We start from the raw sequence: 22,906 nt of genomic DNA on the forward strand, positions 1-22,906 counted from the left end.
CGCCGAGCACCCGCACCGCGTGGTAATGGGTCAGGATCAGGTAGCGCACCGGCTTGTCGGTCTGCTCGCGCAGGATCTTCAGCCAGTCGCGCGAGGCCGCGGGGGTGGCGCGCGATTCGATGGCGACGAGGAAATCCTCGCCCTCGATGGCGCCGACGTTCGGGTCGCCCTCGGCGGTCAGCGCATAGACGCCGTCCCCCAGGATTTCCAGCGTGTCAGTCTTCAGTGCGGTATCGGCCGAGGATGCGAAAGGTTTCGTCATGGGTCTCCCTCCCCTTGATTTCTTGCGTTCTCACGCTCAGGATCGTTTCTAGGGAAACGAAATCGGGCCGTCTGTCAGCAGATCTGATGACAGGCCCGAAAGGGAGGATCGGATGCAGACGGCGGGGTTGATCGACCCGGACCGGGCGGCGGCGCTGCTTGAGGCGCGCGACCCGGCCCTGTTCGCCGAGCGGCTGCTCGAGCTTGCGCATTCCGCGACCGGGGTCGAGGAGCTTTTCGCCTATCGCGTGGGGGACGGCGCGCCGCAGGCGCTTGCCTCGTCGAGCGGGCTTGGCGATGTGCGCGAGCGGGCCGAGGCCTATGCGCGGCGCTTCCATGCCTCGGACCCGGTGGCGGCGGCGCGGCGCGCGGCGCGGCCCGGAAGCGGTTTTGCCTGCCGGATCCCGGCCGAGGCGATCGAGCTGGGCGCCTATCGCCGGCTGTGTTTCGAGCGGCCGCGCTTTGCCGAGAAGATCTGCTTCGGCTGGCGCAAGCCCGAGGCGACGACGGTCGTGACCTTCTATGCGCGTTCGGGCGGCGCCGCGCCCGACATGGCGCAGCTTGGCGCGCTGGCGCAATTGGCGATCACCGGGCTCATGCGCAACGCCGCGCCCCCGGTGCCGCTGGTCGAGGAGGTCGAGCGCCGCCTTGCCGCCGCGCACCCCTCCCTCACCGGGCGCGAGCGCGGCGTCTGCGCCCGCAGCCTGACCGGCGAGACCGCGCGCGAGATCGGCCAGGCCCTTGGCCTCAGCCCGGCGACCGTGCTGACCTATCGCCAGCGCGCCTATCAGAAGCTCGGCCACTCCAGGGCGCACGATCTGCTGGCGGCGGTGATGGGCTAGCCGTTCACCCGGGGGTTGATTCTTCGGCCGGACCGGGGCAAATGTTGCATTTGAAACAGTTTTCGGAAGTGGCCGGGGCCCGTCATGCGTATCGAGGCGTTCTTTCCCTACAGGCTGGCCGTGGTGGCCGAGGCCTTTTCGCGCCAGCTGGTGGCGGTCTATGGCCGCGAATACGGGCTCTCGCGCGAGGAATGGCGGCTGCTGTTCCTGCTCGAGGAGGCCGGGTCGCTCGATTCGCTGCAGCTGGCGCAGCGCACCTCGCTCGACAAGGTGCAGGTCAGCCGGGCGGCCTCGCGGCTCGAGGAAAAGGCGCTGATCACCCGCACCGTGCTGGGCTCTGACCGGCGGTTGCGCAATTACGCGATCACCGAGGCCGGGCGCGATCTCTTCCGCCGCGCCTTCGATCAGGTCGGCGCGCGCGCGGACGAGATCCTCGAGGCGATGCCGGCGCGCGACCGGGCGGCGCTGGAACGCGGGGTCGCGGCGCTGGACCGGGCAATCGCCAGGGTCACCGAGCCCGAGACCGGTCACGGCACCGCCTTCCCGCGCCCGGGCCCGATCGAGGACTAACCCTCGCCCGCGAGCCGGGACAGCGCCGCGGCGAAGGCCTCGGCCCCGGGGCCGAGTTCGGCGCAAAGCTCGGCCTGGAACCGCGCCGCGATCGCGCCAAGCCGCGCCATCAGCGCCTCGCCCTCGGGGGTCAGTTCCAGCACGATCAGCCGCCGGTCGGTCTCGTGCCCCGACTTGCGCAACCAGCCCGCGGTTTCCAGCCGCGAGGCCGCCCGGCTGACCACCGACTTGTCGAGGGCGACGCGCTCGTGGATGTCGCGCACGCTGACCGAGCCCGAGCGCGCAAGATGCGCCAGCACCCGCCACTCCGGGATCGTCAGCCCCGCCTCGGCCTCGTAGAGCGCGGCGAATCGCCGGCTGACCCGCGCCGCGGCAACGCTGAGCCGATAGGGCAGGAACCCGTCCAGATCGAAGCTCATCGGCCCCTCCTTTGCCGCCAGATCAGCAGAAATTCGTTGCGCAAACAACGACAAATGCGCAGGGCGCGAAATCTCCGTTGACATCGTTGCATCAACAACGACATGTTCGTTGCAGAAGCAATGACTTTCATCTGCGAAGGGAGGACGTGGAATGACCAGCCAGACGCTGCCCACGGGCATGATCCGCGCGACCGGCACCACCGGCACGCACGAGGGCTACATGCCCGGTTTCGGCAATGACTTCGAGACCGAGGCCCTGCCCGGCGCGCTGCCGCAGGGGCAGAACAGCCCGCAGAAATGCAATTACGGCCTCTATGCCGAACAGCTTTCCGGCACCGCCTTCACCGCGCCGCGCGGCCAGAACGAGCGCACCTGGTGCTATCGCATCCGGCCCTCGGTCAAGCACACCGGCCGGTTTGCCGAGATCGACGTGCCCTATTGGAAGACCGCGCCGAATGTGGTGCCGAAGGTGACGAGCCTTGGCCAGTATCGCTGGGACCCGGTGCCGATGCCGGCCGCAGGCGAGGCGCTGACCTGGATCACCGGCATGCGCACGATCACCACCGCGGGCGACGTGAACACCCAGGTCGGCATGGCGAGCCACATCTACCTCGTCACCCGCTCGATGCAGGACGAATATTTCTTCTCGGCCGACAGCGAGCTGCTGGTGGTGCCGCAGGAGGGCCGGCTGCGGTTCTGCACCGAGCTCGGCGTGATCGACCTCGAGCCCAAGGAAATCGCCATCCTGCCGCGCGGCCTCGTCTATCGGGTCGAGGTGCTGGAAGGCCCCGCCCGCGGCTTCGTGTGCGAGAATTACGGCCAGAAGTTCGACCTGCCCGGCCGCGGCCCGATCGGCGCGAACTGCCTCGCCAACCCGCGCGACTTCAAATGCCCCGTCGCCGCCTATGAGGACCGCGAGGCGCGCTCGCGCGTGGTCATCAAGTGGTGCGGCACCTTCCACGAGACCTGGATCGACCACAGCCCGCTCGACGTCGTCGCCTGGCACGGGAATTACTGCGCCTACAAATACGACCTGCGCACCTACAGCCCGGTGGGCGCGATCCTGTTCGACCACCCCGATCCGTCGATCTTCACCGTGCTGACCGCGCCCTCGGGTCAGGAAGGCACCGCCAACATCGACTTCGTGCTGTTCCGCGAGCGCTGGATGGTGGCCGAGCACAGCTTCCGCCCGCCGTGGTATCACAAGAACATCATGTCCGAGCTGATGGGCAACATCTATGGCATCTATGACGCCAAGCCCAAGGGCTTCGTCCCCGGCGGCATGAGCCTGCACAACTGCATGCTGCCGCACGGCCCCGACCGCGCCGCCTTCGAGCATGGTTCGACCGAGCCGATGGTGCCGGTCTATCAGGCCGAGACGATGCAGTTCATGTTCGAGACCCGCTTCCCGCAGCACCTGACCGCCTTCGCCGCGACCGAGGCGCCGATGCAGGACGATTACATCGATTGCTGGGACAGCCTCGAGAAGAAGTTCGACGGCACCCCCGGAGTGAAGTGAGGCGCGCACCTCACGCGACGTCAATCGAACGGCCGGGCGGCATTGCTGCCCGGCCGTTTTCCGTCATCCCCTTGCAGCATTGACGGAAAACGCCGCTCCGTCCCGGGATTTCGTTTCATGTGACACAAGTTTTTCGTCATTTTACGGCCGAGATACATCTTTGACGGTTGCAAATGAAACAAGTCGTGGTAAGGATTCGGGGCAGTGACACGGCCTGCGCAACTGAGCCGCGGGCCTGTCCGGGGGGATCATAAGACAGGAGACGGATGGTGCCGACGGTGGAGAAGCCGTTGCGCAGCTGGCTTGCGGCTGCCAACGAAGCGGGATGCGATTTTCCGGTGCAGAACCTGCCCTACGGGGTGTTTTCGACCGAGGGCACCGCGCCGCGCTGTGGCGTGGCGATCGGGGACCGCATCCTCGACCTCGCCGCCTGCGAGGCGCGCGGCCTGATCGACGCGAAGGGCGCCTTCGCGGAACCCGCGCTCAATGCCTTCATCGCGCAGGGCCGCGCCAAATGGGCCGAGATCCGCGCCCGCCTGACCGAGATCCTGGCCGAGGGCGGCGACGAGACCGCGCCCACCGTGGCGATGGCCGAGGCCACCCTGCACCTGCCGGTCAAGGTCACCGAATTCACCGATTTCTACGCCTCGAAGAACCACGCCTTCAACGTCGGCGTGCTGTTCCGCGGCCCCGAGAACGCGCTGCCGCCGCAGTGGACCCACATGCCGATCGGCTATAACGGCCGCGCCTCGTCGGTCGTCGTCACCGGCACCCCGATCCGCCGCCCGATGGGCCAGGTGAAGGGCGAGACGGGCCCGGTCTGGTCGCCCTGCCGCCGGCTGGATCTCGAACTCGAACTCGGCGCCATCGTCGGCGCCGACAGCCAGATGGGCGAGCGCGTCAGCGTCGCCGAGGCCGACGAGATGATCTTCGGCTATGTGCTGCTCAACGACTGGTCGGCGCGCGACATCCAGGCCTGGGAATATGCGCCGCTCGGGCCGTTCCAGTCGAAGGCGCTCGGCACCACGATCGGCGCCTGGATCGTGCCGCAGGCGGCGCTCGAGCCCTTCCGCTGTGCCGGGGCCGAGCGGGTGAACCCGCTGCTGCCCTATCTGCAGGAAGACAAGCCGGGCTTCTTCGACCTGACCATCGGCTGGACGATGAACGGCGCGCCGATGGGGCGGACGAATTACAACGTGATGTATTACTCGAGCGCGCAGCAGCTCGCCCATCACACCGAATCGGGCTGTCCGATGCGGGTGGGCGATCTGCTCGGCTCGGGCACGATCTCGGGGCCGACGCCCGACCAGACCGGCGCGCTGCTCGAGATGACCCAGGCCGGCAAGCTGCCGGTGACGGTGAACGGCGAGAGCCGCACCTTCATCGAGGATGGCGACGAGATCGGCCTTTACGCCTTTGCCGAGGGCGAGGGCTATCGCATCGGCTTCGGCCCCTGCACCGGGCGGATCACGCCCGCGAAGGCCTGACGATGACGGTGCAGGTCCCGGTCACCGATGTCGTTCTCTACGACTACTGGCGGTCCTCGGCCTCGTACCGGGTGCGGATCGCGCTCGGGCTGAAGGGCGTGCCCTTCGCCCGGGTGCCGGTCGATCTGGTCGCCGGCGCACAACGCGCCCCCGCCCATCTGCGGATCAATCCGCAGGGGCTGGTGCCGGCGCTGGCGATCGATGGCCATCTGCTGACGCAATCGCTCGCGATCCTCGAATATCTCGAGGAGACCCGCCCCGCCGCGCCGCTGCTGCCCGAGGGCGAGGAGGCGCGCGCCCATGTCCGCGCCCTTGCCCTCGCGCTTGCCTGCGAGGTGCATCCGGTCTCGAACCTCGGCGTTCTGGCCCGGGTCGAGCGGCTGGCCGGCCCCGAGGCGCGGGCAAGCTGGAACCGCGACAACATCGAGGCGGGTCTTGCCGCCTTCGAGAGGATGCTCGACCATCCGGGCTTCACCGGGCAGTTCTGCGCCGGCGACACCCCGGGCATGGCTGACTGCACGCTGATCCCCCAGCTTTACAACGCGACCCGCTGGGGGGTGGGCTTCGATCACCTCGCGCGCATTTCCGCCGTGGCGCGGTCCTGCGCCGCGCTGCCCGCCTTCGCGGCCGCGCACCCCGATCAATTCGACCCTTCGCGGGAGGCGAAGGCCATTCAGGGAGAGACCCGATGAAATCGCTGAAACTGGCGCTTGCGGCGCTGCTGCTCACCTCGGCCCCGGCGCTGGCCGAGGAACTGATCATGTCGTCCTGGCTGCCGCCCAAGCACCCGGTCGTGGTCAACGCCTTCAAGCCCTGGGCGGCCGAGGTCGCGAAGGTCACCGACGGCCGCGTCACCGTGCGGATCATGGGCAAGCCGCTCGGCAGCCCGCCGGCGCATTTCGACATGGCCCGCGACGGCGTGGCCGACATCACCTATGGCCTGCATTCCTTCACCGAGGACAACCGCTTCAACCGCGCCCGCCTTGGCCAGTTCAGCTTCCTCGGCGATGACGCGATCGCGAATTCCAAGGCCTATTGGAAGATCTACGGCGGCGAGCTGAACGCGGCCGAGGAGCACAAGGGCACCCATCTCCTCGGCCTCTTCATGCATGGCCCGGGTCTTTTGCACAACAACAAGCGCAAGATCGAGACGCCGGCCGATTTCGCCGGGCTGAAGCTGCGCGTGCCGGGCGGCTATGTCGGCGATCTGGTCTCGGCGCTTGGTGCGACGCCGCTCTTCATGTCCTCGACCGAGGTCTATGAGAAGCTGTCGCGCGGGGTGATCGACGGGGTGGCCTTCACCTATGAATCGATGACCGCCTTCAACCTCACCGATTACATCAAGTATTCGATGACCGTGCCCGGCGGGATCTACAACACCACCTGGTTCTTCGTGGTGAACGAGGCGAAATGGGAGAAGATCTCGCCCGAGGACCGCGCCGCGATCGACGCGATCTCGGGCGAGGCCTTCGCCGAGCGCGTGGGCAAGGCCTGGAACGACGCCGACGCCAAGGCGCGCGAGGTGATCGGCGACAAGGTCGACTTCTACGAGGCGACGCCCGAGGTGCTGGCCGCGATGAAGACCGCGGCCGACACGCTGGAGAACAACTGGGCGGCGACGCTGGGCGACGGCTATGACGGCAAGGCCGCGCTCGCCGAGTTCCGCAAGATGACCGGGGTGACGCTGGAATGAGCGGGCAGGTCCAGAGCGGCGCCGAGGACGCGCCGCATGACATGATCCCGGGCCGCACGCCGCATCGGCACACGGCCTGGTATCGGGCGCTGGCGGTGGTGGCCGCGGTGCTGATCGCGCTGATGATCGCGGTGACCTGCGTCGACGTGGTGGGACGGTATTTCTTCAACCGCCCGTTCGGCGGCGCCTACGAGCTGACGCAGATCCTGCTGGCGGCGCTTGTCTTCGTGGCGCTGCCGCTGACCAGCGCCGACGGCGGCCATGTCGAGGTGGACCTGGCGCTCCACCTCTTCCCGCGGCCGGTTCAGCGCGGGCTGGGCCGGCTGGCCGGCCTCGTCTCGGCGCTGGCGCTTGGCTTCTTCTGCTGGCGGCTCGCCGGGCTTGGCCTGACGCAGCTTGCCGAGGACACGCGCAGCTCCTCGCTCGCGCTGCCGATGGCGCCGCTTGCCTTCATCGCCGCGGCCAGCTGCGGCTTTTCCGCGCTCGTGCTGATCCTGCGCCGGGAGGACTGAATGACCATTTCCCTGATCGCCTTCGCCATCCTTCTGGCCATGGTCTTTTTGCGCGTGCCGATCGCCTTCGCGATGGCGATCGTCGGCGGCATCGGCTTCGGCATCCTGCGGGGCTGGGAACCGGCGGGCGCGATGATCGGCAACACGGTCTATGAGACCGGGCTGAACTATTCGCTGTCCGTGGTGCCGCTCTTCATCTTCATGGGCAACGTGCTGGCGGGCTCGGGCATCGCGCAGGGGCTGTTCGCCGCGGCGGACCGGATCTTCGGCCGGATGCGCGGCGGGCTCGCGATGGCGACGGTGCTGTCGTGCGGCGGCTTCTCGGCAGTCTGCGGCTCGTCGCTTGCCACCGCGGCGACGATGTCGAAGGTGGCGATGCCCTCGATGCGGCGCTTCGGCTATTCCGACAGCCTCGCCACCGGCGCGATCGCCGCGGGCGGCACGCTCGGCATCCTCATTCCGCCCTCGGTGGTGCTGATCCTCTTCGGCCTGCTGACCGAGGCCGACATCGGCAAGCTGTTCCTGGCCGGCATCATCCCCGGCGTGGTCGGCATCCTCGGCTATCTGCTCGCCGTGATGGCCGCGGTGCGGCTGAAGCCGGAACTGGCGCCCAAGGTCGGCGAGGTGCATCCGATGACGCGCCGCGACGTGATCTCGGTGCTGGCGGTCACGGCGCTTTTCGTCTTCATCATGGTCGGCATCTATGGCGGCCTGTTCACGCCGATCGAGGCCGCGGGCATGGGCGCCGCCGCCGCGCTGGTCATCGCCTTCGCCACCGGCGGCATGACCCGCAGCGCGCTCTGGACCGCGTTCCTCGACAGCGCCACCGCTTCGGCGATGATCTTCGCGATCATCATCGGCGCCGAGATCTTCAGCAATTTCATCACTTTTGCCGGTCTTCCCGACAGCCTGTCGGAGATCGTCGAGGGGCTGGGCCTCTCGCCCTGGCTGGTGATGCTGCTGATCGTCGCGATCTATCTGGTGCTTGGCTGCTTCCTCGAGAGCCTGTCGATGATCCTGCTCACCGTGCCGGTGTTCTATCCGGTGATCGCGAACCTCGACTTCGGCCTGGCGGTGCTGAGCGACCCCGAGGCGGTGATCACCTGGTTCGCGATCATCGTCGTCGTGGTGACGGAAATCAGCCTGATCACCCCGCCGATCGGGATGAACGTCTTCGTGCTGCGCTCGGTGCTGCCCGATGTGCCGCTGCGCACGATCTTCCGCGGCGTCTATGTGTTCTGGGTCTCCGACATCATCCGGCTGGCGCTGATCATCTTCGTGCCGTGGCTGTCGCTGTGGCTGGTGCAGTAGCCCCCTCCTGACACCGCGGGCGGGCCTTCCGGGGACCGCCCGCGCGCCGCTCAGCCCGCGGCCATCAGCGCCCGCAGATCGTCCTCGTCGAGCGTTTCCTTCTCGAGCAGGGCCTGCGCCGCCCGTTCCAGAAGCGCACGCCTGGCGCCCAGAAGACGGACGGTCCGGTCGAAACTCTCGTCGATCAGCCGCTTCACCTCCGCGTCGATCAGCGCCGCGGTCTCGTCGGAATAGTCGTGCGGCTCGGCGAAATAGGGGTCTTCGGTGCCCATCATCGACGGCCGGTCGCGCTCGAGCGTCACATGGCCGAGCTTCTCGCTCATGCCATAGCGGGTGACCATGGCGCGGGCGATGTCGGTCGCCTTCACCAGATCGTCCGCCGAACCGGTCGAGATCTGGTCATAGATCACCTGTTCCGCCGCGCGCCCGCCCAGAAGCACCGCCATCTTGTTCTCGAGCTCGGTCCGGGTCATCAGGAAACGGTCCTCGGTCGGGCGCTGGATCGTGTAGCCAAGCGCCCCCACCCCGCGCGGAATGATCGAGACCTTGTGCACCGGATCGACCCCGGGCAGCGACATCGCCACCAGCGCGTGGCCGATTTCGTGATGGGCGACGACGTCGCGCTCCTTCGGGTTGAGCAGACGGTTGCGCTTCTCCAGCCCGGCGACGATCCGTTCCACCGCGTTGTTGAAATCCTCCATCGTCACCGCATCGCCGTCGCGGCGGGTGGCCAGAAGCGCCGCCTCGTTGACCAGGTTGGCCAGGTCGGCGCCGGTGAAGCCCGGGGTCAGCGCCGCGATCTGCTCGGCCGAGACATCCCTGGCGAGCGTCACCTTCTTCAGATAGAGCGCGAGGATCTGCAGCCGCCCGACCTTGTCGGGGCGGTCGACCAGCACCTGCCGGTCGAAGCGGCCGGCGCGCAGCAGCGCCGGGTCGAGGATCTCGGGCCGGTTGGTCGCGGCCAGCAGCACCAGCCCCGAGGACGGGTCGAACCCGTCGAGCTCGACCAGAAGCTGGTTCAGGGTCTGCTCCTTCTCGTCATGCCCACCCGACAAGGGCCCGATGCCGCGCGCCCGGCCGAGCGCGTCGAGCTCGTCGATGAAGATGATCGCCGGGGCCCTGGTGCGGGCCTGCTCGAACAGGTCGCGCACCCGCGCCGCGCCGACACCGACGAACATCTCGACGAATTCCGAGCCCGAGATCGAGAAGAACGGCACCCCCGCCTCGCCGGCGACGGCGCGCGCCAGCAGGGTCTTGCCGGTGCCCGGCGGCCCGACCAGCAGGATGCCCTTCGGCATGTGCCCGCCAAGCCGGCTGTAATCCTTCGGATTTTTCAGGAAATTGACGATCTCGACCAGTTCCGCCTTGGCCTCGTCCACCCCGGCGACGTCGGCGAAGGTGACGCCGGTGTCGGACTGCACGTAGACCCGCGCCTTCGACTTGCCGATCTGCATCAGTCCGCCGCCAAGCCCGCCCTGCCCCATCCGGCGCAGCATGAAGATCCAGACCCCGAAGAACAGCGCCGTCGGCGCCACCCAGGACAGCAGCTCGGACAGGAAATTGTTCTGCACCTCGCCGCTCACCACCACGCCCTGTGCCTGAAAGTCCCGGGCGAGGTCGGGCTCGACCCGGGTGGTGATGAACATCGGCTTGCCATCCGCGGGCAGCTTGTACTTGCCCTGGATGTATTGGTCCGACACCGCGACCTCGGCGATCTTGCCTGCCTGCAGCTCGGTCTCGAACCGGCTGTAGGGGATCTGCTCGACCTGGGCGGTGCCGGCGTAGAAATACTGGAAGACCGTCAGGAGGGCGAAGGCGGCCACCCAGTACCAGACGTGGAATTGAGTCGTCTTGTTCATGCCCTGCGCCCGTTCGGTTTCGACCCATGCTATCCCCGTTGCCGCGTTCGCCGCCAGAGCCTTGCCGCGTGTCACCGGCCTCGGGTCGGCCATTGACGAAGTGCGGGGTCTGGTTGTAACGATTGGTCCATCGTGGACACATCGTTACAGGATTCGCCGTGCTCAGATTCCTCACCCCCACCCTGCCCGCACCGCGCCCGAGGACGGTCCTGCTTGCCGGCGCGGGCGGCTTCCTGGCGATCGCGCTGCTGGCGCTCCTGACGAGCCAGCTTGCCGTGTCGCTGCTGATCGCCCCGTTCGGTGCAAGCTGTGTGCTGCTGTTCGCCGCGCCCTCGGCGCCGCTGTCGCAGCCGGTCAACGTGATCGGCGGTCATTTCGTGGCAACCCTGACCGGGCTGCTGATGCATGCCTGGCTGCCGCCGACCTGGTGGGGCATGGCGCTTGCGGTGGGGGGCGCGATCGCGCTGATGGTCGCGCTGCGCGTCACCCACCCGCCGGCCGGGGCCGATCCCCTCGTCGTCTTCGCCACCGCGCCGGGCTTCGGCTTTCTCTTCCTCCCGGTTCTGGCCGGATCGGTGATCCTGGTGGGCGTCGCCCTGCTGTTCCACCGGCTGAACGGGGCCGACTATCCGGCAGGAGTGCGGTGATGGCGCGCAGCTATCTGGAACGGAGCGACCTCGTGCCGCAGCTGGCCGAGATCTTCCGCCGCCACGGCTACGAGGGCGCCAGCATCGGCGTCATCGCGAAGGAGACGGGGGCGGGCCGGAGCAGCCTCTATCACTTCTTTCCCGGCGGGAAGGAGGAGATGGCCGATGCGGTGCTGGCGCAGATTTCCGACTGGTTCGAGGTCCATATCTTCGCGCCGCTGCGGGAGAGGCCGGCGCAGCAGGCGCTGGCCGAGATGGCCGCGAGTGTCGAGACCTATTTCCGCTCCGGCCAGCGCATCTGCCTCGTCGGCGCCTTCGCGCTCGATGACGTTCGCAGCCGCTTTTCCGAGCGGATCGAAAGCTACTTCGCCCGCTGGAGCGAAGCGCTGGCAGAATGCCTGCAGCGGGCGGGATGGCCCGAATCCGCGGCGCGGCAAGAGGCCATCAGCATTCTGGCCGCAATTCAGGGCGGCATCGTCCTGACCCGCGCCTCGGGCAATGCAGAGGCGTTCCGGACGGCCCTTTCCTCGGCGCTGGCGCGGGCCGGCGCCGAGGCAATCGGGCGCTGAGCACAGCCCCGCGCCGGGCCTGCCGCGCATTCCGTCGGGTCCGGGTCTTCAGATTGTGCTACTTTTTTCTGCAAACATCATGTATAATGCTGAAATTAAACAACCTTCTCCGTCTCGGAGAAGGGCGGCAACTTTCTCTCCCTGGGCTCCTGTCGAGAGCGAGTTGGGTGTGGAGGAAATTTCATGAGTGATAGAACTGTCTCGGACAAATCACCGGGCGCCGGCGACAAGCTCCGCCTCGGGGCGCTGGCGGCACTGGTGATCGGCTCGATGGTGGGCTCGGGTGTCTTCAGCCTGCCGCAGAACATGGCCGCGGGCGCGGGGCCTCTCGCGATCCTGATCGGCTGGGGCATCACCGCGGTGGGGATGCTCGCCCTTGTCTTCGTCTATCAGTCCCTGGCACTGCGAAAACCGGAGCTTGATGCCGGGCCCTATGCCTATGCCAAGGCCGGTTTCGGCCCGTTCATCGGCTTCAACAGCGCCTGGGGCTACTGGATCAGTGCCTGGGTCGGCAACGTCTCCTATGCGGTCGTGGTGTTCAGCGCGCTGTCCTACTTCTTTCCGGCGTTCGGCGACGGCAACACCTGGCAGGCGGTGCTCGGCGCCTCGGTGCTGGTCTGGGGCGTGCATTTCCTGATCCTGCGCGGCGTGAAGCAGGCGGCGGTCGTCAACACCGCGGTGACGCTGGCCAAGATCGCGCCGATCGTGCTGTTCGTCCTCGTCGTGGCGCTCGCCTTCAAGGTCGACATCTTCTCTGCCGACTTCTCCGGCAAGGGCAACGCGAGCCTTGGCACGGTGCTGGATCAGGTGAAGAGCACGATGCTCGTCACGCTGTGGGTGTTCATCGGCATCGAGGGGGCAAGCGTCTATTCCGCCCGTGCCGCCGAACGCCGGGACATCGCCCGCGCCACCGTTCTCGGCTTCCTGACCTGCATCATCCTCTATGCGCTGGTGTCGCTGCTGTCGCTTGGCATCATCAGCCAGGCAGAGCTGGGGCAGATGAAGAACCCGTCGATGGCCGGGGTGATGGAGGCCGTCGTCGGCCCCTGGGGCGCGGTGATGGTCAACCTCGCGCTGGTGGTGTCGGTGCTGGGCGCCTTTCTGAGCTGGACGATGCTCGCCGCCGAGGTGCCCCATGTCGCGGGCAAGGACGGCACGATGCCGCGGTTCTTCGCGACGGAGAATGCGCGCAAGGTGCCGGTCACCTCGCTGGTGGTGACGAATGCGCTGGTGCAGCTGTTCCTGATCATCACCCTCTTCGCACAAAGCACCTATCAGGCGCTGTTCTACATCGCCTCGAGCATGATCCTCGTGCCCTATATCTTCTCGGGCGCCTATGCCGCGAAACTTGCTATCACCGGCGAGGGCTATGCCGCCGGCGAGAGCCGCACCGGCCCGATGCTGATCGGCCTGCTGGCGACGGTCTACGGGATCTGGCTCGTCTATGCGGCGGGGCTGACCTACCTGTTCATGTGCGCCGTCCTCTATGCGCCGGGCGTGCTGTTCTACATCTGGGCCCGCCGCGAACGGCAGGAGCGCAGCTTCACCGCGGTCGAGGCGATCCTTGCCGTGGCGCTGGTGCTTGTCGGCCTCTACGCGGCCTACGAGATGTGGACCGGCGCGGTCAGCGCGCTGTGAGGGAGGGCAAGACCATGACCGATCTCGGTGTGCATTCCGAAGTGGGAAAGCTGCGCGAGGTGATCGTGCATCGTCCCGATCTGAGCCTGCGCCGGCTGACGCCGGACAATTGCCACGATCTGCTGTTCGATGACGTGATCTGGGTGAAGCGCGCGCGGCAGGAGCATGACGTGCTGGTCGACACGCTGCGCGAACGCGGGGTGATGGTGCATCTCTTCGGCGATCTGCTCGCCGAGACGCTGGAGCAGGCCGAGGCCCGCGACTGGCTGCTCGCGCGCCGGGTCGATCCGGGGATGGTGGGCTATGATCTCGCGCCCGAGCTGCGCGGCTGGCTCGGCGGGCTGCCGGCGACCGAACTCGCCGCCCGGCTGATCGGCGGGGTGACCCGGGCGGAGCTGCCCTTCGCGCCCCCCGGCCTCTTCGGGCAGACGCTGCTGCCGCAGGACTTCGTGCTGCCGCCGCTGCCGAACCAGCTCTTCACCCGCGATTCCTCGTGCTGGATCTATCGCTCGGTCTCGGTCAGCCCGATGTTCTGGCCCGCGCGCCGGCCCGAGGCCGACAATGTGGAGGCGATCTATCGCTTCCATCCGCGTTTCCGCGATGCCGGCGTGCCCTTCGTCTCGCCCGACAACACCGGGATGCATTGCAGCCTCGAGGGCGGCGACGTGATGCCGGTGGGCAAGGGCGTGGTGCTGGTGGGGATGGGCGAGCGCTCGACCCCGCAGGCGGTCGGCAGCCTCGCGCGCAATCTTTTTGCCGCGGGCGAGGCGACGCAGGTGATCGCCGCGCTGATGCCGCGCGACCGTTCCTTCATGCATCTCGACACCGTCTTCACCTTCTGTGACGCCGATCTGGCGACGATGTATCCGCCGGTGGTGGACCGGATCCGGACCTTCTCGATCCGGCCCGGCGAGGGGGCGCATTCGGTCGATGTGCGCGAGGAGAAGCGCCCGTTCACCGCCGTGGTGGCCGAGGCGATGGGGCTGAAGAAGCTGCGCATCGTCGCCACCGGCGGCGACGATTACGAGGCCGAGCGCGAGCAGTGGGACGACGGCAACAACGTCGTCGCGGTCGAGCCCGGCGTGGTCATCGGCTATGACCGCAACGTCTATACCAACACGCTTCTGCGTCACGCCGGCGTCGAGGTCATCACCATCGAAAGCGCGGAGCTGAGCCGCGGCCGGGGCGGCGGTCACTGCATGACCTGCCCGATCGTCCGCGACCCGGTCTGAGCACAGGAGGCATCCATGCCTGTCAATCTGCATGGCCGCAGCGTCCTCACGCTGGCCGATTTTACCCCGGACGAGATCCGCTTTCTCTTGCGGCTGGCGGCGGATCTGAAGGTGGCGAAGATGGCGGGGACCGAGGTTCCCCGCCTGACCCGCAAGAACATCGCGCTGATCTTCGAGAAGGATTCGACCCGCACCCGTGCGGGCTTCGAGGTTGCCGCCCACGATCAGGGCGCCGAGGTCACCTATATCGGCCCCTCGGGCAGCCACATCGGCCACAAGGAGACGATGAAGGACACCGCCCGGGTGCTGGGCCGGATGTATGACGCGATCGAATATCGCGGCTTCTCGCAGCAAGATGCGGAAACTCTCGCCCGCCATTCCGGCGTGCCGGTCTACAACGGCCTGACCGATCAGACCCACCCGACCCAGATCCTCGCCGATTTCATGACGATGCGGGAATTCACCCACAAGCATCTGTCGGACATGGTGCTGACCTTCACCGGCGAGGGCCGCGACAACGTCGCCCGCTCGCTGGCGATCGGGGCGGCGAAGGTGGGGATGGATTTCCGCATCGCCTCGCCGCGCGCGCTCTGGCCCGAGGAGAGCTTCGTCGCCGGGATCCGCGCGATGGCGGCGCCGACCGGCGGGCGCTTCACCCTCACCGAGGATCCGGTCGCCGCGGTGAAGGGCGCCGATTTCATCTACACCGACGTCTGGCTGTCGATGGGCGAGGCGAGCTCGGCCTGGGGCGAGCGGATCAGGCTCCTGACGCCCTACCGGGTCGATGCCGCGCTGATGGCGGCGAGCGGCAACCCCTACGTCAAGTTCATGCATTGCCTGCCCGCCTTCCACAATGCCGAGACCGAGGTCGGCGCGCAGGTGCTCAAGGACTACGGCATCGACTGCATGGAGGTGACCGAGGAGGTGTTCGAAAGCCCCGCCTCGATCGTCTTCGACGAGGCCGAGAACCGGATGCACGCGATCAAGGCGCTGCTCGTCGCGACGATCGGGGGCTGAGCCATGCTGATCGTCGCGGCCCTTGGCGGCAATGCGCTCCTGCGCCGGGGCGAGCCGATGACGGGCGAGAACCAGCGTGCCAACATCCGCGCCGCGGCGGCGGTTCTGGCGCAGCTGGTGCAGGCTGGCCACCGGCTCGTCGTCACCCATGGCAACGGGCCGCAGGTCGGGCTTCTGGCGCTGCAGGCGGCGGCGACGCCCGACGCGCCCTTCCCGCTTGATGTGCTCGATGCCGAAAGCGCGGGGATGGTCGGATACGTGCTGCAACAGGAGCTCGACAATGCCCTGCCCGGGCATCTGGTGACGACGCTGCTGACCCAGGTCCGGGTCGATCCGCAGGATCCGGCGTTCCGGCAGCCGACGAAGCCGATCGGTCCGGTCTATGACCGGGCCGAGGCAGAGCGCCTTGCCGCCGCCCGCGGCTGGACCGTCGCGCCAGACACCGACCGCTGGCGCCGCGTCGTCGCCTCGCCCGCGCCGCTCGAGATCCTCGAGGCGCCGGTGCTGAAGCTGCTGCTTGCGCAGGGGGTGATTCCGATCTGCGTCGGCGGCGGCGGGATCCCCGTCGTCGCGCTGCCGCAGGGCGGGCTGACCGGGGTCGAGGCGGTGATCGACAAGGATCTGGCAAGCGGCCTGCTGGCGCGCCAGCTGGGCGCCGACATGCTGCTGATGCTGACCGATGTCGCCGCCGTCTACCGCGATTTCGGCACGCCGCAGGCCCGTCCGCTTGCGGCGGTCGCGGCCGATGCGCTGTCGCCCGCAGATTTTCCGGCCGGTTCGATGGGGCCGAAGGTGCGCGCCGCGGTCGACTTCGTCCGCGCGACCGGCGGGCGGGCCGGGATCGGCCGGCTCGAGGATGCGGCGGCCATCGTCGCCGGCACCGCGGGCACGCGGATCTCCGCCAGCGGCGGCTGAGGCCGGCCTGCCTGGCAAGAAGGGGGCGGCGGTCGCCGCCTCCCCTGCCCTGCCGGTGTCTCGCGCCCGTTCCGGCCGGGGGCGCCGGTTCCCTGAGACAGTCTGAGACACGCTGCAGCGCAGAGGTGATCCTGCGTTGCAGCACGCGCATGGCCGGGTTGAGAAAGATCCTCGCAAGCAGGGCCATCCATGCCCTGTGCCGCTGCAAACGGGGAGGATCAGATGACGCCATCACGCGACGAGCTGGCTTGGATGTACCGCAACATGGTGCTCAGCCGCAGGCTCGAGGAAACCATTTCCAAGATCTATTTCGAGGGCAAGACGCCGGTCTTCAACATGGCGAACGGTCCGATCCCGGGCGAGATGCACCTCTCGAACGGGCAGGAGCCGGTGGCGGTCGGGGTCTGCGCCCATCTGACGGCCGAGGACATCGTCACCGCGACGCACCGCCCGCATCACCAGGCGATCGCCAAGGGCGTCGACCTCGACGCGATGGTCGCCGAGATCTTCGGCAAGGCGACCGGGCTTTCGGGCGGGCGCGGCGGGCATATGCACCTGTTCGACCCGAAGGTGAATTTCGCCTGCTCGGGGATCATCGCGCAGGGGCTTGGCCCGGCGGTCGGGGCGGCGCTGTCGCGCAAGCTGCGCGGCCTGCCGGGCGTCGCGGTCGCCTTCCTCGGCGACGGCGCGGCGAACCAGGGCGCCTTCCACGAGGCGATGAACCTCGCCGCGGTCTGGAAGCTGCCCTTCGTCTGCGTGATCGAGGACAATTCCTGGGGCATCTCGGTGCCGAAGAGCGCCTCGACCGCGGTGGCGCGCAATGACGTGCGCGCCGCGGCCTATGGCATTCCGGGCCATTACGTCGCCGGCAACGACCCGCTGGCGATCTACGAGGTCGCGGGCGAGGCGATCGCGCGCGCCCGTGCCGGCGCGGGGCCGACGCTGATCGAATGCGAGACCTATCGTCTGGCCGGCCACTTCATGGGCGATGCCGAGGGCTATCGCCCGAAGGGCGAGAAGGAGGCGCTGTTCGCCGCCGACCCGATCCCGAAGATGCGGGCCCGGCTGCTGGCCGAGTTCGGCTTCTCCGAGGACGAGCTCGTCGCCGCCGAGGGTGCGGCGGCGGACCGGGTCGCCGCGGCGATCCGCTTTGCCCGCGACAGCGCCGATCCGCGTCCCGAGGACGCCCTGACCGCGGTCTTTGCCTGAGGGGGATGAGATGACCGGAACGATTGTGAAATCCAACGAACGCAAGCTGACCATCGCCCGCTCGATGGCCGAGGCGCTGGCGCAGGAGATGCGGATCGACCCGACCGTCTTCGTGATGGGCGAGGACATCGGCACGCTCGGCGGCGTCTATGGCAATACCCGCGGCCTGATCGAGGAATTCGGCCCCGAGCGGGTGCGCGACACGCCGATCTCCGAGACCGGCTTCATCGGCGCCGCGGTCGGCGCCGCGCAGGACGGGATGCGGCCGGTGGTCGAGCTGATGTTCGTCGACTTCTTCGGCGTCTGCTTCGACGCGATCTACAACCTGATGGCGAAGAACATCTACTTCTCCGGCGGCCATCTGAAGGTGCCGATGGTGCTGATGACCTCGACCGGCGGCGGCTATTCCGACGGCGGGCAGCACTCGCAATGCCTTTACGGCACCTTTGCGCATCTGCCGGGGATGAAGGTGGTGGCGCCCTCGAACGCCTATGACGCCAAGGGGCTGATGACCGCGGCGCTGCGCGACGACAGCCCGGTGGTCTACATGTATCACAAGGGGTTGCAGGGGATGGGCTGGCTTGGCACCGAGCCGGGCGCGACCGTGCATGTTCCCGAAGACAGCTATACCGTCGAGATCGGCAAGGCCAAGGTCGTGCGCGAGGGGCGCGATGTCACCATCGTCTCGCTCGGCATCGGGGTGCATCACGCGCTGAAGGCGGCCGACACGCTGGCGCAGCAGAACGTCTCGGCCGAGGTCGTCGACCTGCGCTCGCTGGTGCCGCTCGACCGCGACACGATCCGCGCCTCGGTCGCGAAAACCGGGCGGCTGATCGTGGTGGACGAGGATTACCACAGCTTCGGCGTCTCGGCCGAGGTGATCGCCTCGGTGGTCGAGCATGACCTCTCGGTGCTCAAGGCGGCACCGGTTCGGGTGGCCTATCCCGACGTGCCGATCCCCTATGCGCGGGTGATGGAACAGTTCTGCCTGCCCAGCCCGGCGAAGATCGTCGCGGCATGGGCGCAGATGGCGGCGTGACACCGGCCCGGGGGCGGGCCCGCCCCGCCCCCGCCAGGCCAGCGACAGGACAAAGGGAAAAACGACATGGCAACTGACATCATCATCCCCACCGACCTGTGGGAAGAGGACACCGAGGCGGTCATCACCTCCTGGCTTGCCGATGACGGCGCCCAGGTGGCCGAGGGCGCGCTGATCGCCGAGATCATGACCGCCAAGGTCCAGTACGAGATCCACGCCCCCGCCGCGGGCCGGCTGGTGATCCTCGCGGCACAGGATGCGGTGGTGCCGAAGGGCACGGTGATCGGGCGGGTGGAATGAGCGCGCCGCCCGCCACCGACACCGTCGTGCCGCTGCGCGGCATGCGGGCGATGATCGCCGAGAAGATGGTCAGAAGCCTCGCCGAGGCGGCGCAGCTGACCCATCACGCCAGCGCCGATGCCAGCCGTCTTCTGGCGGCGCGCGCGACGCTGGCGGCGCAGGGGGTCAAGGCCTCGGTCGAGGATCTGCTGATGCTGGCGACGCTGCGGATGCTGAAGGCGCATCCCGAGCTGAACGGCCGCCTCGAGGGGCGCGAGCTGCGGCTCGCGTCGCAGGTCGATCTGTCGGTGGCGATCGCGCTGCCGGGCAATCTGCTGGTGGCGCCGGCGATCTTCGGCGCCGAGGCGCTGGACATCGCGGCGCTGCGCGCGGCACGGCAGGATCTGGCGGCGCGGGCGCGGGCGAACAGGCTCAGCGTGTCCGAGATGACCGGCGGCACCTTCTGCATCTCGAACCTCGGCCTGACCCGGGTCGAGGCCTTCACCCCGATCCTGAACACGCCGCAGATCGGCATTCTCGGCATCGGCTGCACCCGCGAGCGCGCGGTGCGCGAGGCCGACGGCGCGATCGGGCTGCGGCCCTTCATCGGCCTGTCGCTGACCTTCGATCACCGTGCGATCGACGGCGCGCCGGCCGCCGCGGCGCTGACCACGCTGTGCCACGAGATCGAGGATTTCGCCCCGTGACGGACGGTGTGACCGGGCTTGCGCCGCAGGGCGTCGACAGTGCCGCCGAGGGGATCGCGGCCGAGGTCGCGATGCTGGCGCAGGTCGCCGCAACCGGGCGGCCGGCGCGGCTGCTGTGGCAGGCCCGCACCCCGGCGATCGTGCTGCCGGCGGCCTGCCTGCGCCGCCCGGGCTTTGCCGCGGCGGCCGGGCATGCGGCGGCGGCCGGCTGGCCGCTGCTGGCCCGTCCGACCGGCGGCGGCGCGGTGCCGCAGGGGCCGGGCGTGCTCAATCTGGCGCTTGCCTTTCCCGCCGCGCCGGGGCTGACGCTCGAGGCCGGCTATCGGCGGATCTGCGCGCCGCTGACCGCGGCCTTCGCGCGGTTCGGCCTGTCGGCCACCGCCGGCGCGACCGAGGGCAGCTTTTGTGACGGGGCGTGGAACCTGTCGCTTGCCGGGCGCAAGATCGTCGGCACCGCGCAGCGCTGGCAGCGCCGCGAGGGGGGCTGGGCGGTGCTGGCCCATGCGCTGGTCCTGATCGATCCGCCGCTTGCCGCGGTGGTGCCGGTGATCGACCGGTTGCACCGCGATCTCGAGTTCGGGACCAGGGTTCTGCCCGACGCCCATACCAGCCTGCGCGCCGAACGACCCGATCTCGGTGCGCCCGATTTCATCCATGCCCTCGGGGAGGAGGACATGGAGGGATCGCCTGCCCCCGGGGAGGGGCGGGCGGCCTGAGCCGCGCGAGGACGCGCATCACCGAACCGCAAGGGAGGACGACATGAGACCACGCGCCGAGACCCGGCACGGGCCTTCGGGCCCCGGCTGAGCCCTGCCCGGGCCGCCCCCGCATCACCCCACCCATCCTGTGCCGCCCTGCCCCGCCCGCGCGACTGCGCCGGCGGACCGGGCTGCCCTGACCGCAACACCGGAGCCCGAGATGAGCCCTGACCTTCGCGCCGAAGCGCGCCCCAGACCCGCCCGCCGCCTGTCGCGCCGGCATTTCCTGATCACCACCGCCGTCGCCACCGGCGGCGCGGTTGCCGGCCTTGCGCTGCCGGTGGCCGCCTGGGCCAATGACACGATCGGCACCGCCCGCGCCGAAACCATGCTGCGGGTGATGCGCGACACCTTCCCGCACGGGCCGCAGATCGTCAGCCTGGCCACCTATCAGCGCCTCGTCGACGCCATGCTCGAGGAGGCGGCGGCGGACGAGGCGGTGAAGATGCTGCTGAGCGACGGCGTCGATGACCTCGACGCGCGCGCCCGCGCGGCCTTCGGCCTGCCCTTCACCGAGGTCACCGAGGATTACGCGCGCGAGGGGATCCTGCGCGGCATCGAGACCACGCCCTTCTTCCAGAAATTCCGCTGGGCCGGGGTCTTCGGCATCTACAACGCCCCCGACCTGTGGCCGGCGCTCGGCTACGAAGGCCCCGCCTCGGACGTCGGCGGCTTCCTGCACGCCGGGTTCAGCGACATCGACTGGCTCCCGCCGGGGCCGAGCCCCGAAGAGCTTCTCGCCCAGGTCCAGCGGTAAGGAACAGCGATCATGACCACGAAATTCGACCTCGACGACGACAGCCTCGTCGTCATCATCGGCTCGGGCGCGGGCGGCGGCACGCTGGCCAACGAACTGGCGCAGAAGGGCATCAGGTCTGTCGTGCTCGAGGCCGGCCCGCGCTTCGGCCAGGAGGACATCGTCAATGACGAATGGGCGATGTTCAACAAGATCTCCTGGCTCGACAAGCGGATCTCGGCCGGGGAATGGCACGGCAAGCGCAACCATCCGACCCTGCCGGCCTGGATCGTCAAGGGCTATGGCGGCTCGACCATCCACTGGGCTGGCGTGTCGCTGCGCTTCCAGGAGCACGAGTTCCGCATGCGCACGCTGAACGGCGAGATCCCCGGTGCCTCGGTCGCCGACTGGCCGCTGACCCTGGCCGAGCTGACGCCGTATTACGAGGCGGCCGAGCGCAAGATGGGGGTGACGGGCAAGACCACCGGGATGCCGCACCTGCCCTGGCACAACAGCTTCCGCGTGCTGGCCGAGGGGGCGCGGCGGATGGGCTATCGCGACATCGTCTCGGGGCCGATGGCGATCAACTCGGTCGAGAACGACGGCCGCCCGGCCTGCCAGCAATACGGCTTTTGCATGAGCGGCTGCATGGTCGGGGCGAAATGGTCGACGATGATCACCGAGCTTCCCCGCGCCGAGGCCACCGGCAAGTGCGAGATCCGCTGCGACGCGATGGCGCTGAAGATCGAGCATGACGCGACCGGCAAGGTCACCGCCGTGCTCTATGCCGACGGCGCGGGCAACATCCAGCGGCAGAAGGCGCGGCTCGTCTGCGTCGCCGGCAACGCGATCGAGAGCCCGCGGCTGCTGCTGAACTCGGCCTCGTCGATGTTCCCCGACGGGCTCGCCAATTCCTCGGGCCAGGTCGGGCGCAACTACATGACCCACAACAGCGCCGGCGTCTTTGCCGAGATGCCCGAGAAGGTGCACATGAACCGCGGCACCACGGTCGCGGGGATCATCTCGGACGAGGCGCGCAACGACCCCTCGCGCGGCTTCTATGCCGGCTACCGGCTGGAGATCCTGGCCCTCGGCCTGCCCTTCCTGTCGGTCTTCCTCAACCCCGCTGCCTCTGGCTGGGGCCGCGAGCACGCGCAGGCGCTGGAGAAATACGCCTACATGTCCGGCACCTGGATCTGCGGCGAGGATCTGCCGCAGGCCGGCAACGGCATCACCCTGCACCCGACCGAGACGGATCAGCACGGCCTGCCGGTGCCGATCGTCACCAAGACCCCGCATATCAACGAGGTCAACATGGCGGCCCATGCCTATGAGCAGACCGGCGAGATGTATCGCGCCGTCGGGGCGACGAAGGTGTGGAACCTGCCCTCCTACCCGGCAAGCCACAACATGGGCACCAACCGGATGGCGGCGAAGGCCTCGGAGGGGGTGGTCGACGGCTGGGGCCGGGCGCATGACGTGCGCAACCTCTTCGTCTCGGATGGCAGCACCTTCCCGAGCTCGAGCGCGGCGAACCCCACCCTGACGATCGTCGCCCTGGCGATCCGCCAGGCGGAGCACATCGCGCGCGAGATGGCGGCGGGATCGCTCTGAGCTGCGGGCCGGCGTCCTCGCGGCGCCGGCCCCGATCCGTTCCGGTTGCAGAAACTTCTGGATTTTCCGCCGG

Annotated in this window: 23 protein-coding genes and 1 pseudogene; 21 read left to right on the plus strand and 3 right to left on the minus strand. The window is 68.6% G+C overall.

Going from position 1 to position 22,906, the window contains the following annotated elements:
- Positions 1 to 262: pseudogene (locus DYS74_RS15035) on the minus strand (MBL fold metallo-hydrolase); the annotation flags it as partial.
- A gap of 112 nt (positions 263 to 374) precedes the next feature.
- Here DYS74_RS15035 and DYS74_RS15040 point away from each other — a divergent pair.
- Entirely contained in the window at positions 375 to 1,103 is a 729-nt protein-coding gene (locus tag DYS74_RS15040) for a helix-turn-helix domain-containing protein (RefSeq protein WP_121534512.1), read from the plus strand.
- Between the two features lie 84 nt (positions 1,104 to 1,187).
- Positions 1,188 to 1,673 carry a MarR family winged helix-turn-helix transcriptional regulator gene (locus DYS74_RS15045; RefSeq protein WP_121534513.1) on the plus strand — a complete coding sequence of 162 codons (486 nt, stop codon included), beginning with the start codon at positions 1,188 to 1,190 and terminating at the stop codon, positions 1,671 to 1,673.
- Here DYS74_RS15045 and DYS74_RS15050 read toward each other — a convergent pair.
- Positions 1,670 to 2,092, minus strand: coding sequence for a MarR family winged helix-turn-helix transcriptional regulator (locus DYS74_RS15050; protein ID WP_121534514.1), 423 nt, complete (start codon positions 2,090 to 2,092; stop codon positions 1,670 to 1,672). The two genes, DYS74_RS15045 and DYS74_RS15050, sit on opposite strands and share 4 nt — an antisense overlap.
- Positions 2,093 to 2,243: 151 nt before the next feature.
- On the opposite strand from DYS74_RS15050, the gene hmgA reads away from it, so the two are divergent.
- The 6 genes from hmgA to DYS74_RS15080 all read left to right on the plus strand — a co-directional run bounded on the left by hmgA (position 2,244) and on the right by DYS74_RS15080 (position 8,614).
- Positions 2,244 to 3,611, plus strand: a complete 1,368-nt coding sequence (hmgA, locus tag DYS74_RS15055; protein WP_121534515.1) for a homogentisate 1,2-dioxygenase — start codon at positions 2,244 to 2,246, stop codon at positions 3,609 to 3,611.
- A gap of 269 nt (positions 3,612 to 3,880) precedes the next feature.
- Complete coding sequence (fahA, locus tag DYS74_RS15060; protein WP_245965297.1) at positions 3,881 to 5,098, plus strand: fumarylacetoacetase; 1,218 nt, start codon at positions 3,881 to 3,883, stop codon at positions 5,096 to 5,098.
- Positions 5,099 to 5,100: 2 nt separating this feature from the next.
- Positions 5,101 to 5,790 (plus strand): maleylacetoacetate isomerase, encoded by a 690-nt coding sequence (maiA, locus tag DYS74_RS15065; RefSeq protein ID WP_121534517.1) that lies wholly within the window; start codon positions 5,101 to 5,103, stop codon positions 5,788 to 5,790.
- Positions 5,787 to 6,791 (plus strand): TRAP transporter substrate-binding protein, encoded by a 1,005-nt coding sequence (locus DYS74_RS15070; protein ID WP_121534518.1) that lies wholly within the window; start codon positions 5,787 to 5,789, stop codon positions 6,789 to 6,791. The genes maiA and DYS74_RS15070 overlap by 4 nt, the downstream gene beginning before the upstream one ends.
- Positions 6,788 to 7,303 carry a TRAP transporter small permease gene (locus DYS74_RS15075; RefSeq protein ID WP_121534519.1) on the plus strand — a complete coding sequence of 172 codons (516 nt, stop codon included), beginning with the start codon at positions 6,788 to 6,790 and terminating at the stop codon, positions 7,301 to 7,303. The genes DYS74_RS15070 and DYS74_RS15075 overlap by 4 nt, the downstream gene beginning before the upstream one ends.
- Positions 7,304 to 8,614, plus strand: coding sequence for a TRAP transporter large permease (locus DYS74_RS15080; protein ID WP_121534520.1), 1,311 nt, complete (start codon positions 7,304 to 7,306; stop codon positions 8,612 to 8,614).
- 50 nt (positions 8,615 to 8,664) lie between these two features.
- Here the strand turns inward: DYS74_RS15080 and ftsH are convergent, their stop codons facing one another.
- Positions 8,665 to 10,473: an ATP-dependent zinc metalloprotease FtsH gene (gene ftsH / locus DYS74_RS15085; RefSeq protein ID WP_121534521.1), complete on the minus strand. Its 1,809-nt coding sequence runs from the start codon at positions 10,471 to 10,473 to the stop codon at positions 8,665 to 8,667.
- A gap of 158 nt (positions 10,474 to 10,631) precedes the next feature.
- Between ftsH and DYS74_RS15090 the strand changes: the two genes are divergently transcribed.
- The 13 genes from DYS74_RS15090 to DYS74_RS15150 all read left to right on the plus strand — a co-directional run bounded on the left by DYS74_RS15090 (position 10,632) and on the right by DYS74_RS15150 (position 22,833).
- The gene (locus DYS74_RS15090) at positions 10,632 to 11,120 is read left to right on the plus strand and encodes an HPP family protein (protein ID WP_121534522.1); all 489 of its coding nucleotides are present in this window, start codon (positions 10,632 to 10,634) and stop codon (positions 11,118 to 11,120) included.
- On the plus strand, positions 11,120 to 11,689 hold the full coding sequence (locus DYS74_RS15095; protein WP_121534523.1) for a TetR/AcrR family transcriptional regulator: 570 nt from the start codon (positions 11,120 to 11,122) through the stop codon (positions 11,687 to 11,689). The genes DYS74_RS15090 and DYS74_RS15095 overlap by 1 nt, the downstream gene beginning before the upstream one ends.
- Before the next feature lie 183 nt (positions 11,690 to 11,872).
- Positions 11,873 to 13,327: an arginine-ornithine antiporter gene (gene arcD / locus DYS74_RS15100; protein ID WP_121534524.1), complete on the plus strand. Its 1,455-nt coding sequence runs from the start codon at positions 11,873 to 11,875 to the stop codon at positions 13,325 to 13,327.
- A gap of 14 nt (positions 13,328 to 13,341) precedes the next feature.
- A complete protein-coding gene (locus tag DYS74_RS15105) occupies positions 13,342 to 14,559 on the plus strand; it encodes an arginine deiminase (protein ID WP_121534525.1) in 1,218 nt (405 codons plus the stop codon).
- 15 nt (positions 14,560 to 14,574) lie between these two features.
- Entirely contained in the window at positions 14,575 to 15,576 is a 1,002-nt protein-coding gene (argF, locus tag DYS74_RS15110) for an ornithine carbamoyltransferase (RefSeq protein ID WP_121534526.1), read from the plus strand.
- A gap of 3 nt (positions 15,577 to 15,579) precedes the next feature.
- Positions 15,580 to 16,491: a carbamate kinase gene (arcC, locus tag DYS74_RS15115; RefSeq protein ID WP_121534527.1), complete on the plus strand. Its 912-nt coding sequence runs from the start codon at positions 15,580 to 15,582 to the stop codon at positions 16,489 to 16,491.
- A gap of 222 nt (positions 16,492 to 16,713) precedes the next feature.
- Positions 16,714 to 17,700: a thiamine pyrophosphate-dependent dehydrogenase E1 component subunit alpha gene (locus DYS74_RS15120; protein ID WP_183077553.1), complete on the plus strand. Its 987-nt coding sequence runs from the start codon at positions 16,714 to 16,716 to the stop codon at positions 17,698 to 17,700.
- Positions 17,701 to 17,710: 10 nt separating this feature from the next.
- Entirely contained in the window at positions 17,711 to 18,739 is a 1,029-nt protein-coding gene (locus tag DYS74_RS15125) for an alpha-ketoacid dehydrogenase subunit beta (protein WP_183077554.1), read from the plus strand.
- 66 nt (positions 18,740 to 18,805) lie between these two features.
- Positions 18,806 to 19,039: a biotin/lipoyl-containing protein gene (locus DYS74_RS15130; RefSeq protein WP_121534529.1), complete on the plus strand. Its 234-nt coding sequence runs from the start codon at positions 18,806 to 18,808 to the stop codon at positions 19,037 to 19,039.
- Complete coding sequence (locus tag DYS74_RS15135; protein WP_121534530.1) at positions 19,036 to 19,725, plus strand: 2-oxo acid dehydrogenase subunit E2; 690 nt, start codon at positions 19,036 to 19,038, stop codon at positions 19,723 to 19,725. The genes DYS74_RS15130 and DYS74_RS15135 overlap by 4 nt, the downstream gene beginning before the upstream one ends.
- Entirely contained in the window at positions 19,722 to 20,441 is a 720-nt protein-coding gene (locus DYS74_RS15140; protein WP_121534531.1) for a lipoate--protein ligase family protein, read from the plus strand. The genes DYS74_RS15135 and DYS74_RS15140 overlap by 4 nt, the downstream gene beginning before the upstream one ends.
- Positions 20,442 to 20,643: 202 nt before the next feature.
- On the plus strand, positions 20,644 to 21,240 hold the full coding sequence (locus DYS74_RS15145) for a twin-arginine translocation signal domain-containing protein (RefSeq protein WP_121534532.1): 597 nt from the start codon (positions 20,644 to 20,646) through the stop codon (positions 21,238 to 21,240).
- A 12-nt stretch (positions 21,241 to 21,252) separates the two neighbouring features.
- Entirely contained in the window at positions 21,253 to 22,833 is a 1,581-nt protein-coding gene (locus DYS74_RS15150) for a GMC family oxidoreductase (RefSeq protein ID WP_121534533.1), read from the plus strand.
- Positions 22,834 to 22,906: the final 73 nt, after the last annotated feature.

The sequence above is a fragment of the Paenirhodobacter hankyongi genome (assembly GCF_003664585.1).
In the GTDB taxonomy this organism is placed as follows: Bacteria; Pseudomonadota; Alphaproteobacteria; order Rhodobacterales; family Rhodobacteraceae; genus Rhodobacter; species Rhodobacter hankyongi.